Below are 13,959 nucleotides of genomic sequence, written 5' to 3'. Positions count from 1 at the left end.
AGAAGGGATTTAAATGCAATACCCAGAACCAATTGCTAAGCTAATCGATAGTTACATGCATTTGCCAGGAATTGGCAGAAAGACCGCTACTAGATTGGCGTTTTATACGGTTGATATGAATAAAACCGATGTAAAAAACTTTGCGGATGCCTTAACTTCAACTAAGAATGATTTGCGGTTTTGTTCAATTTGCGGCAATATCACCGAGACCGATCCCTGTGAGATCTGTACCGATGAAAGTCGTGATCAAAGTAAGATTATGGTAGTGGAACAGTCTAAAGACGTGATGACGATGGAAAAAATGAAGGATTATAATGGTCTTTATCACGTTTTACACGGAGTACTTTCCCCCATTGAGGGGAAAGGTCCTGAAGACATCAATATCAGTTCCTTAATCAAACGACTGCAAAAAAATGAAGAAGTTAAAGAAGTCATCATTGCTACTAATGCCACTCCTGAGGGAGAAGCAACGGCAATGTATTTGGCAAAGTTAATTAAGCCAGCAGGCATTAAAGTTACCAGATTGTCTCATGGACTGTCAGTTGGAAGTGACATCGAATATGCAGATGAGATGACCCTTTCAAAGGCAGTTTCGGGACGGACCGAAATGTGAGGTATTAACGATGTTTTCGTTATTTAGATATAGTTCTATGAAGCAAAATTATGATGACCAATTGCTTGATACCATTAATTTTTTAAAAAATGATTGGGATCAGGCCGTGCAAACTGAACAAGCTGTTTCCGAAACGGACAGTCACTTATTTGCACAAACGATGCTTACAAAGCAAAAATACATGTTTATGTATCGGCAAGCACGAAAACGAAACATTAAAAATGATCGGATTCAACCGTCAGTATATGAAAACTAAACGTAAGCCAGCTAGATCCTAGCTGGCTTTTTAAATAGACAATAAATATAACTTAAAGTACAATGAAAATAGCAAAAATGCTGGGACTGAATCTAATATGACTGGACAATTTATTACGTTTGAAGGCACTGATGGTGCCGGGAAAACCACTGTTTTAAATCAGGTGGTTGATAAAATTAAACCAATGCTTAAAGACCAATTGCTAACTACTCGTGAGCCAGGTGGAAACCAAGTCTCCGAGCAAATTCGTCAGATAATTTTGAATAAAAGCGAGTCAGATATGGATGACCGTTGTGAGGCGCTTTTGTTTGCGGCGGCTAGAAGAGAGCATTTAGTTAAGACTATTTTGCCAGCTTTAAAGTCCGGTCAATTAGTTTTGTGCGACCGCTATCTTGACAGCTCAATTGCGTATCAGGGAGCGGGCCGAGAACTTGGTGAGAACGCTGTTTTAGCAATGAACCAGTTTGCTACTGAAGGTTTAATGCCCGATACCACCATTTATTTTGACGTCCCGGTAGACGTTGGATTAGATCGCATTGCTGAACATCGGAGTGGGGAAGTTAATCGATTGGATCTTCAAGAACACGATTTTTATGTTCGGGTTCATGGAGCTTATGATGAAATTGCTAAGCAGAATCCTAAGCGTGTTATTAAGGTTGATGCTACTAAGCCGATTGAACAAGTAGTAGATCAGGTCATTTCCGTATTGTATAAGAGAGCAGCTAGATATTTTAACGAAAGTAAATAGGAGGATCAGTTATGAAGTTAATTATTGCAATTGTCCAGGATAAGGATGCAGCCAAATTACAATCTGAATTCATCAAACATAAGATCCAGGCGACCCAATTATCCACTAAAGGTGGATTCTTGAAGGCTAAAAACGTCACTTATTTGATTGGAGCTAAAGATGATAAGGTCGACGAGATTTTGGATATCATTAAAACAACCTGTGAGACTAGAAAACAATACATGACGCCACCGGTTAGTTTAGCTGGAAGCATCAGTGAGACGTCTTATCCGGTTGAAGTTCAGGTTGGAGGAGCAACGGTTATGATTTTACCAATGGAATCATTAAATCGCTTCTAGTTAGTTAATATAATGGTAGAAGAAACTTTAGCTCAGACCATAATTAAACAGGCTACCCAAAAACAAGCTACTTTAACACAACACTTTATGGGCGTTATTTCGGCTCAAGATCTAAGTCATTCGTATCTTTTTTCGGGTTCGGATGGTGTGGGAAAATTAGCGGTTGCAAAGACGATTGCAATGCGTTTGTTTTGTAATAACGTTCAAAACGGTATGCCATGCGGTATCTGTAATGAGTGCGTCCGGATCGCAGAAGACGAACACCCGGATGTTGTGATGATCAAACCCGATGGCAGAAGTATCAAAGTTGATTCAATTCGACATTTAAAACAAGAATTTTCTAAAAGTGCGGTTGAGGGAAACAAGAAGGTCTTCATTATTGACGGGGCCGATACGATGACTACTAGTGCTGCTAATAGTCTTTTAAAGTTTATTGAAGAGCCAAATGGGCAAGTTAATTCCTTTTTACTTACCAATGACTATCGAAAGATATTACCAACCATCATATCTAGAACGCAGTTGGTAGAATTTCCAAAAATTAACGAAGATAACTTGATTAAGTACGTAACTGATAGAGGGTTATCGAAAACGTCTAGTAATCTTATTTTAGAATTAACTGAAGACTCATCTTCAATTGATAAAATGCTTGAAGACGGTTGGTTTAACAAGGTTAAAGAAATAGTTGAACACTGGTTTAATGAATTAGTCAATGATGATTATCGCGCTTTTACGAGCGTCCAAATTAGCTTTATGCCTAATATAACGGGTCGGTTTGAGCAACAGATGACTTTAAAAATGATTTATCAAATTTTTAAGGATGTCTTTGATGTCAAGTTTAGGGAACTAAATCCTGATAGTTTAGGATTTGGTGATCAGTATTCCCTTTTAAAGCAGATGGCTAACCAGTTATCAGATGATCAATTAATTGAAATCATCACAACGGTCTTGAACAGTGCCAAAAAACAAGATCTAAACGTTAGCTTCCAAAATATTTTGGAGGTTATTACCCTGAAATGTTTAGCAGTCATTGAAGGAGGAGCAAAAGTCGATTGAAAGAATCAGATGTTAACGAAGAATTTAATAATTTGGAATCACAATCGGAATTAATGAGTGAAAAAATTGGTGATCTTCGTGATGAGATTGATAAAATCATCGAGGAAAATTCAGAACTGAAGATCGAAAATGAACATCTTCGAGAGTTAATTTCGGGAAAAGATGGGAAAAGCAAAAAGAAACAGCAACTTTCGATGTCTAAGAAAAACTTGGAAAAATTGTATAACGAAGGATTTCATGTCTGCACCCAATTTTATGGAAAACGGCGTAACAGTAATAGTAGTTGTATGTTTTGTACCGATATCATTTACGGAGAAAGGTAATTCCATTGGATTTATCAGTTCAAAAAAGTTTTGCAGATCATAACAAGGGTAGTTTATATCTGGTTCCTACGCCAATTGGTAATCTTGATGATATGACGATTAGAGCCATCAATATCTTAAAAGCAGTTGATCTAATTGCCGCTGAAGATACGAGGAATACCCAGAAGCTTTTAAATCATTTTGATATTACGACCAAACAAATTAGTTTTCATGAGCATAATACTGAACAACGAGCACCCGAATTAGTCGAAAAATTAATTGATGGGATTTCGATTGCACAGGTCAGTGATGCAGGGATGCCTTCAATTAGTGATCCTGGACGCGAGTTAGTAAAACAATGCATTGAGCATGATATTCCCGTGATAAGCATTCCGGGACCAAACGCTGGCCTTACTAGTTTAATTGCTTCAGGACTTAAACCTCAGCCGTTTTTGTTTTATGGCTTTTTAAAACGGAAGCCCCAAGAGCAGGTTGCTGAACTAAAGATTTTAGCGCAGGAATATCCAACTTTGCTTTTTTATGAAGCACCTCACCGGCTTAAAAAGACGCTCTTAAACATGCAAAAAGTTTTTGGCAATCGGCAGGCAGTCCTTGCAAGAGAGCTTACCAAGAAGTTTGAAGAATACGTTCGTGGCGGTCTTGATGATTTAGTGGAATGGTCCAAACAAAATGAGATTAGAGGAGAGTTTGTCATTCTAGTTTCTGGGAATCCAGACGGATTTAAACTTCATAAAGAGGGACAAAACGTTGCTCAACTATCGGTTGAGGAGCAGGTTGACCAATTAATTAGTAACGGTGAAAAACCCAATGGTGCGATTAAACAAGTCGCTAAGCAAAATGGGTTAGTCCGTCAGGATGTTTATAATCAATACCACCACATAGAATAAGATAAGAGGAATTAAGATGACTGGAGATATTTTTTCTGAAGACCATGTAGTTGAGTACTATGAAACCAATTTACTGGGTAACATTACGCTTTCGATGTTAATTGACGTAATTATTATGATTTCACAGGACCAGGCAAAAGCACTGGGTGTAAGCACCAGACATGTGATTGAACATGGCGTAACGTGGGTTGTTGTTCAAACAGATATGGATATTACCCGTCTTCCTAAAGTTCATGAAAAAATTCAGGTTCAAACAAGGGGGACTTCATACACTAAGTACTTTGCTTATCGTGAGTTCTGGGTTAGAGACGTTGACGGCAATGAATTAGTTCATGTTGGTAGTTTGTGGGTTATGATGGACATTAAATCCAGAAAAATGGTTCGATTAGAGGAAGATATGATTACTCCTTATCATTGTGATCGAGTGAGAAGGATTCAACGATTAAGAAAGATTCCTCAAATTCATGATGAACAAAATCTGATGACGACTGAGTATCACGTTCGTTTTACAGATATTGATTGGAATTCGCATGTAAATAATGCTAAGTATATTGGATGGATGGTTGATGATTTATCCTATGATTTTTTGGCAACTCATGTTCCAAATCAAGTAAGTATTAAGTATGAAGATGAAGTTACATATGGTGATCCAGTCTTAAGTCGAAGCAAACTCATTAAGACCGGTGATCAAATTCAAACGATCCACGATATTTCGGTCAACGGTGATACTAAATCGATTGCTGAAATCAAATGGGAGAAGCTGGATAAAGAAGGAAGCAAATAACATGCACGTTTTAGCAATTGATACCTCTAATCAACCATTGACGGTTGCAGTTCTTGAAGACGAACGTGTGCTAGTGACGACTACGATGACAACACACAAAAAACATGCTGAATATTTAATGCCGGTGATTGAAGAGTTGGTTAAGTATGCCAATTTGACCCCTCAAGATTTGGATCGGGTCGTTATAAGTAATGGTCCTGGTTCATACACTGGGATTAGAATTGCCACCACGGTTGGAAAAGTTTTGGCCGATACATTGAATATTGATTTGGTTGGTATTTCAAGTCTCATGGCGCTTGTTTTAAACGTGCAAAAACACGACCAGTTGGTAGTGCCATTATTTGATGGTAGAAACGATAATTTGTTTACTGGTCTGTACCGGACCTCCGATCGTGGTCCCGAATCGGTAATTAAAGATCAACACGTTAATTTTGATAAGTGGATGACCGAACTGGACAAGTTTGATGAGCCCATCGTATTCGTTGGAAGTGATGTTGCTCATTTTTCCGAGCGCTTAAAACAACATTTCGGAAAAGATTTCAAATACATGACTGGAATTGATAACTTGCCACAAGCAGCTAAAATTGGTATCTATGGGGAAAAGCAAGAACCAGTTGCTGATGTTAACAATTTTAATCCCAATTATCTTCGTTTAACCAAGGCACAAGCAGACTGGCAAAAGTTAAACCCGGGGAGGGAAAACGAGTCTTATGTTGAAGAAAATTGAGGCATGGTTAAAAAAGAACGTTAAAAAAAAGGAAGAAGCCAAGATTCAGCGTGGACTTCAGATTAAAAATCACATTGTTGATGTGAATGGAGTTGATTACTATTTTGGCAAAGGTTCTATTACTGACATCCCTGACATCGTGAATGTTGAAGAAGAGGTTTACGACAAAAAGGCAGCGTGGGATCGAGAACGTTTCCTAAATGATCTAAAAAAACACAAAAACAGTTTATACTTGGTAATTAGGAAAGCCGACGAATTGATTGCTTTTGTCGGTTGTTCGATTTCTCGAGATAGTAAGAATTGTCACGTTGAAAATATTGCGGTGTTACCCAAATTCCAAAATCGTGGATTGGGATATTTTTTGCTTACCATGGTTATTAGAAGAGCCCGATTGATGAGGCTTAAAAGTGTTTCAATCGAAATTCGATTGGGAAATATTAAAGCTCAGGATTTAAATCGAGACCTTGGGTTTGTTCAGGTTGGGATTGATCCAGATTACTATAATGATGGTGAAGATGCCGTGGTAATGAAACTGGATCTATCCAAGCAAAAAGTGGCACCAAATAATTTTGGAAGATAGTTAGAGACGGGTGAGTATTAATGCAAGATAATAGTGTGATCTTGGCGTTTGAGAGTAGTTGTGATGAAACAAGTGTTGCGGTGGTCAAGGATGGTAAAGAAATTTTATCAAACGTTGTTGCAACTCAAATTAAAAGTCATCAGCGATTTGGTGGAGTAGTCCCGGAAGTGGCTAGTCGTCATCATATTGAAGAGATTACCATTTGTATAAATGATGCTTTGAAACGGGCAAACGTCACATACGATGATTTAACGGCAGTAGCTGTGACCTATGGCCCAGGACTAGTTGGGGCACTCTTGATTGGGGTTACGGCTGCCAAGGTTGTGGCTTGGGCTCATCATTTACCCCTCATTCCAATTAATCACATTGCGGGACATATCTATGCTACTAACTTTGTTAAGCCAATTGAGTTTCCCGCAATGGCACTTGTGGTATCCGGAGGTCATACAGAACTCGTTTTAATGCCCGAAGAAGGTAAGTTTGAGATCATTGGTGAGACCAGAGACGATGCTGCGGGTGAAGCGTTTGACAAAATTGGGAGAGTTTTAGGAATTAATTATCCAGCTGGTCCAACCGTTGACAAAATGGCTCAGAAGGGAAAGGATATTTTTAATTTTCCACGCGCGATGGAATCAGATGATAATTATGATTTTAGTTTTAGCGGACTTAAAAGTGCTTTTATAAATACCGTTCACCATGCCGATCAGATTGGAAAGACTCTAAATAAGAACGATTTAGCTGCCAGTTTTGAGGCTGCCGTAGTGGACGTTTTGGCAAAAAAATCACAAAGTGCACTTGAAAATTATCCCGTTAAAGAGTTTATTTTAGCTGGTGGCGTTGCCGCAAATAAGGGTATTAGAGATCGTTTAGATGCGATTACAAGTGAAGAAAATGTGGAGTTTGTCAAAGCTCCGCTTAAATTGTGTGGAGATAACGCAGCCATGATAGGAGCTGCTGCAGCGGCAATGCAGCGCCATCAGGAAAAAGGAAAAGCTTCACTAAATGCTGACCCAGGATTGGAATTTGAATGGGCTCCAAATGAAAAATAAATCGTTAATAACAAATTATGAAATTAATTTATCCTACGTTGTCGGGCTTTTCAGCTGATTTCATTTTTATATTATTTCACAAACAATTTCTTTATGTTAAAATTAATTTTGTGACTTATTAATCTCGATAATAATAATAGGAGATTTGAAAATGACTGAGACAAAAATTCCACGTGCAACCGCGAAAAGATTGCCGCTTTACTATCGTTATTTAAATATTTTACATGACGGTGGGAAGAAACGAATATCATCAAATGAATTGGCCGACGCAATTCAAGTGGATTCTGCTACAATTCGTCGTGACTTTTCATATTTTGGTGCCCTTGGTAAGCGAGGTTACGGATATGACGTAGACAGTTTACTAGAATTTTTCAAGAAGATCTTGAACCAAGATCAATTAACCAATGTAGCACTGATTGGTGTTGGTAATTTGGGTCATGCTCTTCTGAATTTTAACTTCCACATGGATAGTAATATTAGAATTTCCGCTGCTTTTGACGTTAATCCTAAAAATGTTAATACCATTCAAGGTGGGGTTCCAATTTACCCAATGGACCAATTGGTAAAACAGCTTAAAGATCAACAAATCAGTGTTGTGATTCTCACAGTTCCTGGTAAAGTTGCTCAACAAGTTGCTGATCAAGTTGCCAAAGCGGGTGTAAAAGGAATTTTAAACTTCACATCAGTCCGATTATCGGTTCCAAAGGAAATTAGAGTTCATAATGTTGATTTAACTAATGAACTTCAAACTCTGATCTATTTTATTGATCACTATGATAAAGATTAAGCATCCAATTTTGGATGCTTTTTTATTTTTATCGGTCAAAGTTCTTGCATTAGTTGAGAAAAAATAATATATTAAGAATGTAAGTTAGCACTTGATAAGTGCAAGTGCTAAAATTTAATAAAGATATTTATTGGAGGGATTAACGTGTTAGAACCATTAGGAGATCGCGTAATTGTCGAAGTGCAAGAACCAGAAGAAAAAAACGTCGGTGGAATTGTTTTAGCAAATAACGCTAAAGAAAAACCACAGATGGGTAAAGTTGTCGCTGTTGGCGAGGGTCGAGTTCTTGATAACGGACAAAAAGTTGCCCCTTCTGTTAAAGAAGACGACATGGTCATGTTTGATAAGTATGCAGGTACAAAGGTTGAATACGATGGTACTCCATACCTTGTAATGCACGAAAAAGATTTACTTGCAATCGTTAAATAATAAAAAATAAATTAATTAATATGAGGTGATAATAATGGCTAAAGAAATTAAGTTTTCTGAAAATGCTAGAAATTCAATGTTAAATGGTGTTGACAAGTTAGCTGACACTGTAAAAACAACTATGGGTCCAAAGGGACGTAACGTTGTTCTAGAAGAAAAAGCTGGAGATCCAACAATCACAAATGATGGTGTTACCATTGCTAAGGCAATTGATCTTCCAGATCACTTTGAAAATATGGGTGCTAAGTTAGTATCTGAAGTTGCTTCTAAAACGAATGACGTTGCCGGTGATGGTACTACTACCGCTACTGTTCTTGCCCAAGCAATTGTTAAAGAGGGTATGAAGAACGTTACTGCCGGTGCTAATCCCGTTGGAGTTCGTCAAGGAATTGAAAAAGCTACTAGAACAGCCGTTGATAGTCTTCACAAGATGAGTCACCAAGTAACTAGCAAGGAAGATATCGCTCAAATTGCTTCAATCTCATCAGCTAACGAAAAAGTTGGTAATTTGATTGCCGACGCAATGGAAAAAGTTGGTAATGATGGTGTTATTACGATTGAAGAATCACGTGGTGTTGACACTAGTTTAGACGTTGTTGAAGGTATGGAATTTGATCGTGGATACATGTCACAATACATGGTTACCGACCAAGAAAAAATGGAAGCTAACCTCGATAATCCCTACATTTTAATTACTGACAAGAAAATCACTAATATCCAAGACATTTTGCCACTACTTCAATCAGTCGTACAACAAGGTCGTTCACTCTTGATCATTGCTGATGACATTGGTGGGGAAGCTCTTCCAACCTTAGTTTTGAACAAGATGCGTGGAACCTTTAACGTTGTAGCTGTTAAGGCCCCTGGCTTTGGTGATCGTCGTAAAGAACAACTTCAAGACATCGCTACTTTGACTGGTGGTACTGTAATTACTTCTGATCTTGGATTAGATCTAAAAGACACAACCATTGATCAATTAGGTCAAGCTAATAAGGTTAACGTTACTAAAGACAGCACAACTATCGTTGAAGGTAAAGGTAGCAAAGAAGCTATCGACAAACGAATTGATGAAATCAAACAACAAATTGATGCCACTGATTCTGACTTTGACCGTGATAAGTTGAAGGAACGTTTAGCTAAGTTAGCCGGTGGAGTTGCTGTTATCAAAGTTGGTGCAGCTACTGAAACCGAACTTAAAGAACGTAAGTACCGAATTGAGGATGCTTTGAATGCTACTAGAGCCGCTGTTGAAGAAGGATTTGTTCCAGGTGGTGGTACTGCCTTTATCAACATCTTGAATGACGTTGCTAAAATCCCTGCTGAAGGTGATGAAGCAACTGGAGTTAACATTGTTGTTAAAGCCTTAGAAGCACCTGTAAGACAAATTGCTGAAAATGCTGGAATCGACGGTTCAGTTATTGTTGATCACTTGAAAGACGAGAAACCAGGCATTGGTTACAATGCATTAACTGGCAAGTACGAAGACATGATCAAAGCTGGTGTCGTTGACCCAACTAAGGTAAGTCGTTCAGCTCTTCAAAACGCTGCATCTGTTTCAGCTCTTCTATTAACTACTGAAGCCGTTGTTGCCGAACAACCAAAAAATGATAATGATCAACCAGCTGCTCCACAACAACCTGGAATGGGTGGAATGATGTAATTTAAGTTTTAACCAAAAAGAGTCCGAATGGACTCTTTTTTATTTCCAATTATGATGAATTATCTACTTTAATGTAGTACAATTGCATTTGACTTTAAAATTACGGTTTTACTAGGTTAAATATGACATGTTAAAGGAGTATGGATTAAATGTGGCGGTATTTAAAAAGATTAATTATTGGACGTCCGCTTAAGACAACGGAAGGCTCTGGTCAGTCTCTCACTAAGTTCAAGGGTTTAGCATTACTATCATCTGATGCTTTGTCGTCAGTTGCTTATGGTACTGAACAAATCACTGCCGTTTTGATTACTTTATCAACCGCGGCATTAATGTATCAAATGTGGGTTGCACTGCTAGTCTTAGTTCTGTTGGCCGCAATCACATTATCTTATCGACAGATTATTTATGCTTATCCATCTGGTGGAGGTGCCTACGTTGTTGCTCGAACCAATTGGGGTAACACGGCTGGTTTAGTTGCCGGTGGATCATTACTAGTTGATTATATGTTAACGGTTGCCGTTTCAACGACTTCTGGGACTGAAGCAATTACTTCTGCCATTCCTGCGTTATATAATTATCAAGTTCCGATTGCAATCTTAATTGTAATATTTATCATGATTTTGAATCTTCGTGGAATGCATGATTCAGCTTCGTTCCTGGTTATCCCAGTGTACCTATTCATTGTGATGATTATCATTTTGATCATCGTTGGTGCTTATAATATTTTAACTAATAAAATTACTTATCATGCGTATGTTCCACTGAATAACTCGGTTAAGGGAATGACTTTGGTATTATTCTTTAAGGCCTTCTCGTCTGGTTCAGCATCGTTAACTGGGGTTGAAGCCATCAGTAATGCGGTTCCAAACTTTAAACAACCAAAGCGAAAGAATGCTGCAAATACCTTAGGCATCATGGCCATTATTTTAGGAATCTTCTTCGCTGGGATTACCTTTCTAAGTTACTACATGGGAGTTATTCCTAACGCTAAGGATACCGTCTTATCACAGATTGGTACCAATGTCTTTGGTCACGGAATCATGTACTACTTACTTCAGCTTGCAACTGCCTTGATTTTAGCCGTTGCTGCTAACACTGGTTTCTCTGCCTTTCCAATTTTGGCCTACAACATGGCTAAGGATAAATATTTGCCACATGCTTACCTGGATAAAGGTGACCGGTTAGGTTATTCAAATGGGATTATTTCATTAGCCTTAGGTGCGATTGTTTTAATTGTCCTCTTTAAGGGTAAAACCAACCTCTTAATTCCACTTTATGCTGTTGGTGTGTTTGTTCCATTTACGTTGTCTCAATCCGGAATGATTGTTCATTGGTTCCGAAATAAAGATGGTTTGTGGCCGGTGAAGGCTGTTATTAACTTTATTGGAGCGTTTATCTCAGTAATGTTAGTCTTCTTCCTTTTTGCACTTCATTTTGCAAACGTTTGGCCGTACCTCATTATCATGCCGCTCCTTCTTTTGATGTTCTACAAAATTCATCTTCACTATCAACGAATTGCTGAGCAGCTTCGTATCTCAACTGATCCAAATTATGAGAATCATACCTATGCTGGTTCAACGGTAATCGTGCTGGTAGGGAATGTTACCCAAGTTACTAGACAAGCAATTAACTATGCAAGATCGATTGGTGACAACGTCATTGCCATGCACGTTTCGTTTGCCGACAATCCGCAAAAAGAAGAGAAAATTTCGACGAAGTTTAAGGAAGAATATCCAGACATTCGATTTGTCGATATTCATACTTCGTATCGTTCGGTTGTCGATCCGGTACTTCGTTTCTGTGATGTTATTGCTAAACAGGATGAGGATCGCAATTATACTACGACAGTTTTGGTTCCTCAGTTTGTACCAAAACACTACTGGCAACAAGTCCTCCATAATCAGACTGCTGTTCGATTAAGAAGTGCTTTAAATTCACGTCAAGACATCATTGTGTCGACGTATAACTACCATTTAAGTGAGTAATAGAATGAAAATCAGGCTATCTTAACAGGTAGCCTGATTTTTTTAACTTACATATTATGAGGAGAAACATCAACATTAATAAATTGTTGTTGGTTAAAGTCATACAGTCCTTGGTCGGTTATTTTGAGAGTTGGGATAACGGGTAACGTTAAAAAGGAGAGGGTAATGAACGGATCGAAATTAATTGGAGCAGCAATTTGTTTATAGTCTTGATAAATTCGTTTGGTTTCCGTAGCGACTGTTTGATAATCCTTATCTGACATCAGTCCTGCCACAGGAAGAGCTAGTGTGCTCAACGTTTGTTGATTGTTTACAACTGAAATTCCACCTTCAGCAGTGATTAAGTTATTGATCGCTTGTTTAATGTTGCTATCGCTTGTTCCAACGGCAACGATGTTGTGATCATCATGGGCAATCGTAGTGGCAATAGCACCGTGTTTAATTTTAAATCCCTTAACGATGCCAACTCCAACGGTTCCCCGATTATGATGACGTTCTACGACCACAATTTTTAAGAAATCGTTAGTGGTATCGCTTTGAAAATTATTAACGGGAGGAATATGTTTAATTAAGTGATCCGTATCAATATGATTAGGCCTTATGCCGATTACATTAGCCATGCCAGTGGTTAATGGTAAACGGAATTGTTCAACATTAAATTTAGTATGCACAGTATTTTCATTAAGTGTAACGGGATGACTGCTACTTTTGTTAACAAATTTACCATTTTTCATTGTTTTAATTGGAGTTGGATTCTTTGGGTCATTTAAAATATTTAGATCAGCTTTAAATCCCGGTTGTAGTTTGCCAGTATTCTGCAGCTTATGAGCCCTTGCGGCATTAGTACTGGCTATTGTATATGCCATTGCAGGATCAATTCCAGCTTGCATTGCTAATTTAATATTATAATCGATACTTCCTTCATCCAATAAATCAGAGGCTAATTTGTCATCAGTACAGAAGGAAAAGTTAGTGGCATTTTTCTTGTTCATGGCTGTAATTGTGTTAGTTAAGTCACGTTCAACTGTTCCTTCACGTAAAAATATTTTAAAACCGTGACGTAAGCGGTCGTTAACTTCATCAGCTGTGACACTCTCATGATCAGTTTGAATTCCTGCTTTTTCATATACAGCAAGTTGATGATCATCAAAACCGGAAGTATGACCATCAACACTCAAACCATGGTCTTTGGCATCCTTAATCTTAGTCATAATGTCGTTATTATCATTTGCAACGGCGGGATAGTCCATTACCTCGGCCAGACCTTTCACTTCGGGATACTTGTAAAATCCATGTAATGCACTCGCGTTAAGTGTTGCACCGTTGTGATCAGATGGTACACAAGGAACACTTGACGGTAACATGTAAAAAATATCTAATGGAGTTTGAGAAGCGTCAGTAAGCATGTATTTGATCCCGGTTTTACCGAGAACGTTAGCAATTTCATGAGGATCAGCAAAGATTGTCGTTACTCCATGTTTTAACAACAATTTTCCCAGTTCACTTGGAGTTACTAGTGAACTTTCAATGTGAACATGGGAATCGATGTAGCCTGGGACAATTACCTTACCTCTGGCATCAATAGTGACCTTGGGAGTCATGTTTTGAACTTGATGTTTACTGATAAATTTACCATTATTAATAAACAAATTTTCACTAACGAATGTTTGCTGATTAGTGTTTAAGATTTTGCCGTTGATAATTTTAGTATCGTATTCTTCCATTTTATTTTCTCCTCAA

General features: G+C 38.1%; 16 protein-coding genes. 15 read left to right on the top strand and 1 reads right to left on the bottom strand.

Features of this window, described 5'->3' with window-relative positions; translation table 11 throughout:
• Positions 1–13 precede the first annotated feature (13 nt).
• From recR to kimA, 15 genes are all read left to right on the top strand, one after another.
• Positions 14–613: a recombination mediator RecR gene (recR, locus tag AC6UDD_RS04865; RefSeq protein ID WP_500694465.1), complete on the top strand. Its 600-nt coding sequence runs from the start codon at positions 14–16 to the stop codon at positions 611–613.
• Positions 614–650: 37 nt separating this feature from the next.
• The gene (locus AC6UDD_RS04860) at positions 651–869 is read left to right on the top strand and encodes a YaaL family protein (protein WP_500694464.1); all 219 of its coding nucleotides are present in this window, start codon (positions 651–653) and stop codon (positions 867–869) included.
• 97 nt (positions 870–966) lie between these two features.
• Complete coding sequence (gene tmk, locus AC6UDD_RS04855; protein WP_500719212.1) at positions 967–1,617, top strand: dTMP kinase; 651 nt, start codon at positions 967–969, stop codon at positions 1,615–1,617.
• Positions 1,618–1,628: 11 nt separating this feature from the next.
• Complete coding sequence (gene darA / locus AC6UDD_RS04850) at positions 1,629–1,955, top strand: cyclic di-AMP receptor DarA (RefSeq protein WP_500694462.1); 327 nt, start codon at positions 1,629–1,631, stop codon at positions 1,953–1,955.
• A gap of 12 nt (positions 1,956–1,967) precedes the next feature.
• The gene (gene holB, locus AC6UDD_RS04845) at positions 1,968–3,008 is read left to right on the top strand and encodes a DNA polymerase III subunit delta' (RefSeq protein ID WP_500719209.1); all 1,041 of its coding nucleotides are present in this window, start codon (positions 1,968–1,970) and stop codon (positions 3,006–3,008) included.
• The gene (locus tag AC6UDD_RS04840) at positions 3,005–3,331 is read left to right on the top strand and encodes a DNA replication initiation control protein YabA (protein WP_500719207.1); all 327 of its coding nucleotides are present in this window, start codon (positions 3,005–3,007) and stop codon (positions 3,329–3,331) included. Before holB ends, AC6UDD_RS04840 begins: the two co-directional genes overlap by 4 nt.
• A gap of 5 nt (positions 3,332–3,336) precedes the next feature.
• Positions 3,337–4,218: a 16S rRNA (cytidine(1402)-2'-O)-methyltransferase gene (rsmI, locus tag AC6UDD_RS04835; protein ID WP_500719205.1), complete on the top strand. Its 882-nt coding sequence runs from the start codon at positions 3,337–3,339 to the stop codon at positions 4,216–4,218.
• Positions 4,219–4,234: 16 nt separating this feature from the next.
• Complete coding sequence (locus tag AC6UDD_RS04830; RefSeq protein WP_500719203.1) at positions 4,235–5,002, top strand: acyl-[acyl-carrier-protein] thioesterase; 768 nt, start codon at positions 4,235–4,237, stop codon at positions 5,000–5,002.
• 1 nt (position 5,003) lies between these two features.
• Complete coding sequence (gene tsaB, locus AC6UDD_RS04825; protein ID WP_500719201.1) at positions 5,004–5,729, top strand: tRNA (adenosine(37)-N6)-threonylcarbamoyltransferase complex dimerization subunit type 1 TsaB; 726 nt, start codon at positions 5,004–5,006, stop codon at positions 5,727–5,729.
• Entirely contained in the window at positions 5,713–6,309 is a 597-nt protein-coding gene (rimI, locus tag AC6UDD_RS04820) for a ribosomal protein S18-alanine N-acetyltransferase (RefSeq protein WP_500696132.1), read from the top strand. Before tsaB ends, rimI begins: the two co-directional genes overlap by 17 nt.
• Before the next feature lie 20 nt (positions 6,310–6,329).
• The gene (gene tsaD / locus AC6UDD_RS04815) at positions 6,330–7,358 is read left to right on the top strand and encodes a tRNA (adenosine(37)-N6)-threonylcarbamoyltransferase complex transferase subunit TsaD (RefSeq protein WP_500719199.1); all 1,029 of its coding nucleotides are present in this window, start codon (positions 6,330–6,332) and stop codon (positions 7,356–7,358) included.
• Positions 7,359–7,509: 151 nt separating this feature from the next.
• Positions 7,510–8,145 carry a redox-sensing transcriptional repressor Rex gene (locus tag AC6UDD_RS04810; protein WP_500719195.1) on the top strand — a complete coding sequence of 212 codons (636 nt, stop codon included), beginning with the start codon at positions 7,510–7,512 and terminating at the stop codon, positions 8,143–8,145.
• Positions 8,146–8,289: 144 nt separating this feature from the next.
• Positions 8,290–8,574, top strand: a complete 285-nt coding sequence (gene groES, locus AC6UDD_RS04805; RefSeq protein WP_500694454.1) for a co-chaperone GroES — start codon at positions 8,290–8,292, stop codon at positions 8,572–8,574.
• A 34-nt stretch (positions 8,575–8,608) separates the two neighbouring features.
• Positions 8,609–10,234 carry a chaperonin GroEL gene (gene groL, locus AC6UDD_RS04800; RefSeq protein WP_500696130.1) on the top strand — a complete coding sequence of 542 codons (1,626 nt, stop codon included), beginning with the start codon at positions 8,609–8,611 and terminating at the stop codon, positions 10,232–10,234.
• 149 nt (positions 10,235–10,383) lie between these two features.
• Positions 10,384–12,219, top strand: coding sequence for a potassium transporter KimA (gene kimA / locus AC6UDD_RS04795; protein WP_500719191.1), 1,836 nt, complete (start codon positions 10,384–10,386; stop codon positions 12,217–12,219).
• A gap of 47 nt (positions 12,220–12,266) precedes the next feature.
• On the opposite strand, the gene ade is transcribed toward kimA, so the two are convergent.
• Positions 12,267–13,943 carry an adenine deaminase gene (gene ade, locus AC6UDD_RS04790; RefSeq protein ID WP_500719188.1) on the bottom strand — a complete coding sequence of 559 codons (1,677 nt, stop codon included), beginning with the start codon at positions 13,941–13,943 and terminating at the stop codon, positions 12,267–12,269.
• Positions 13,944–13,959 lie beyond the last annotated feature (16 nt).

It is taken from the genome of Fructilactobacillus sp. X2R1C3, assembly GCF_059901425.1.
This window is presented reverse-complemented; position numbering and strand designations above follow the sequence as displayed.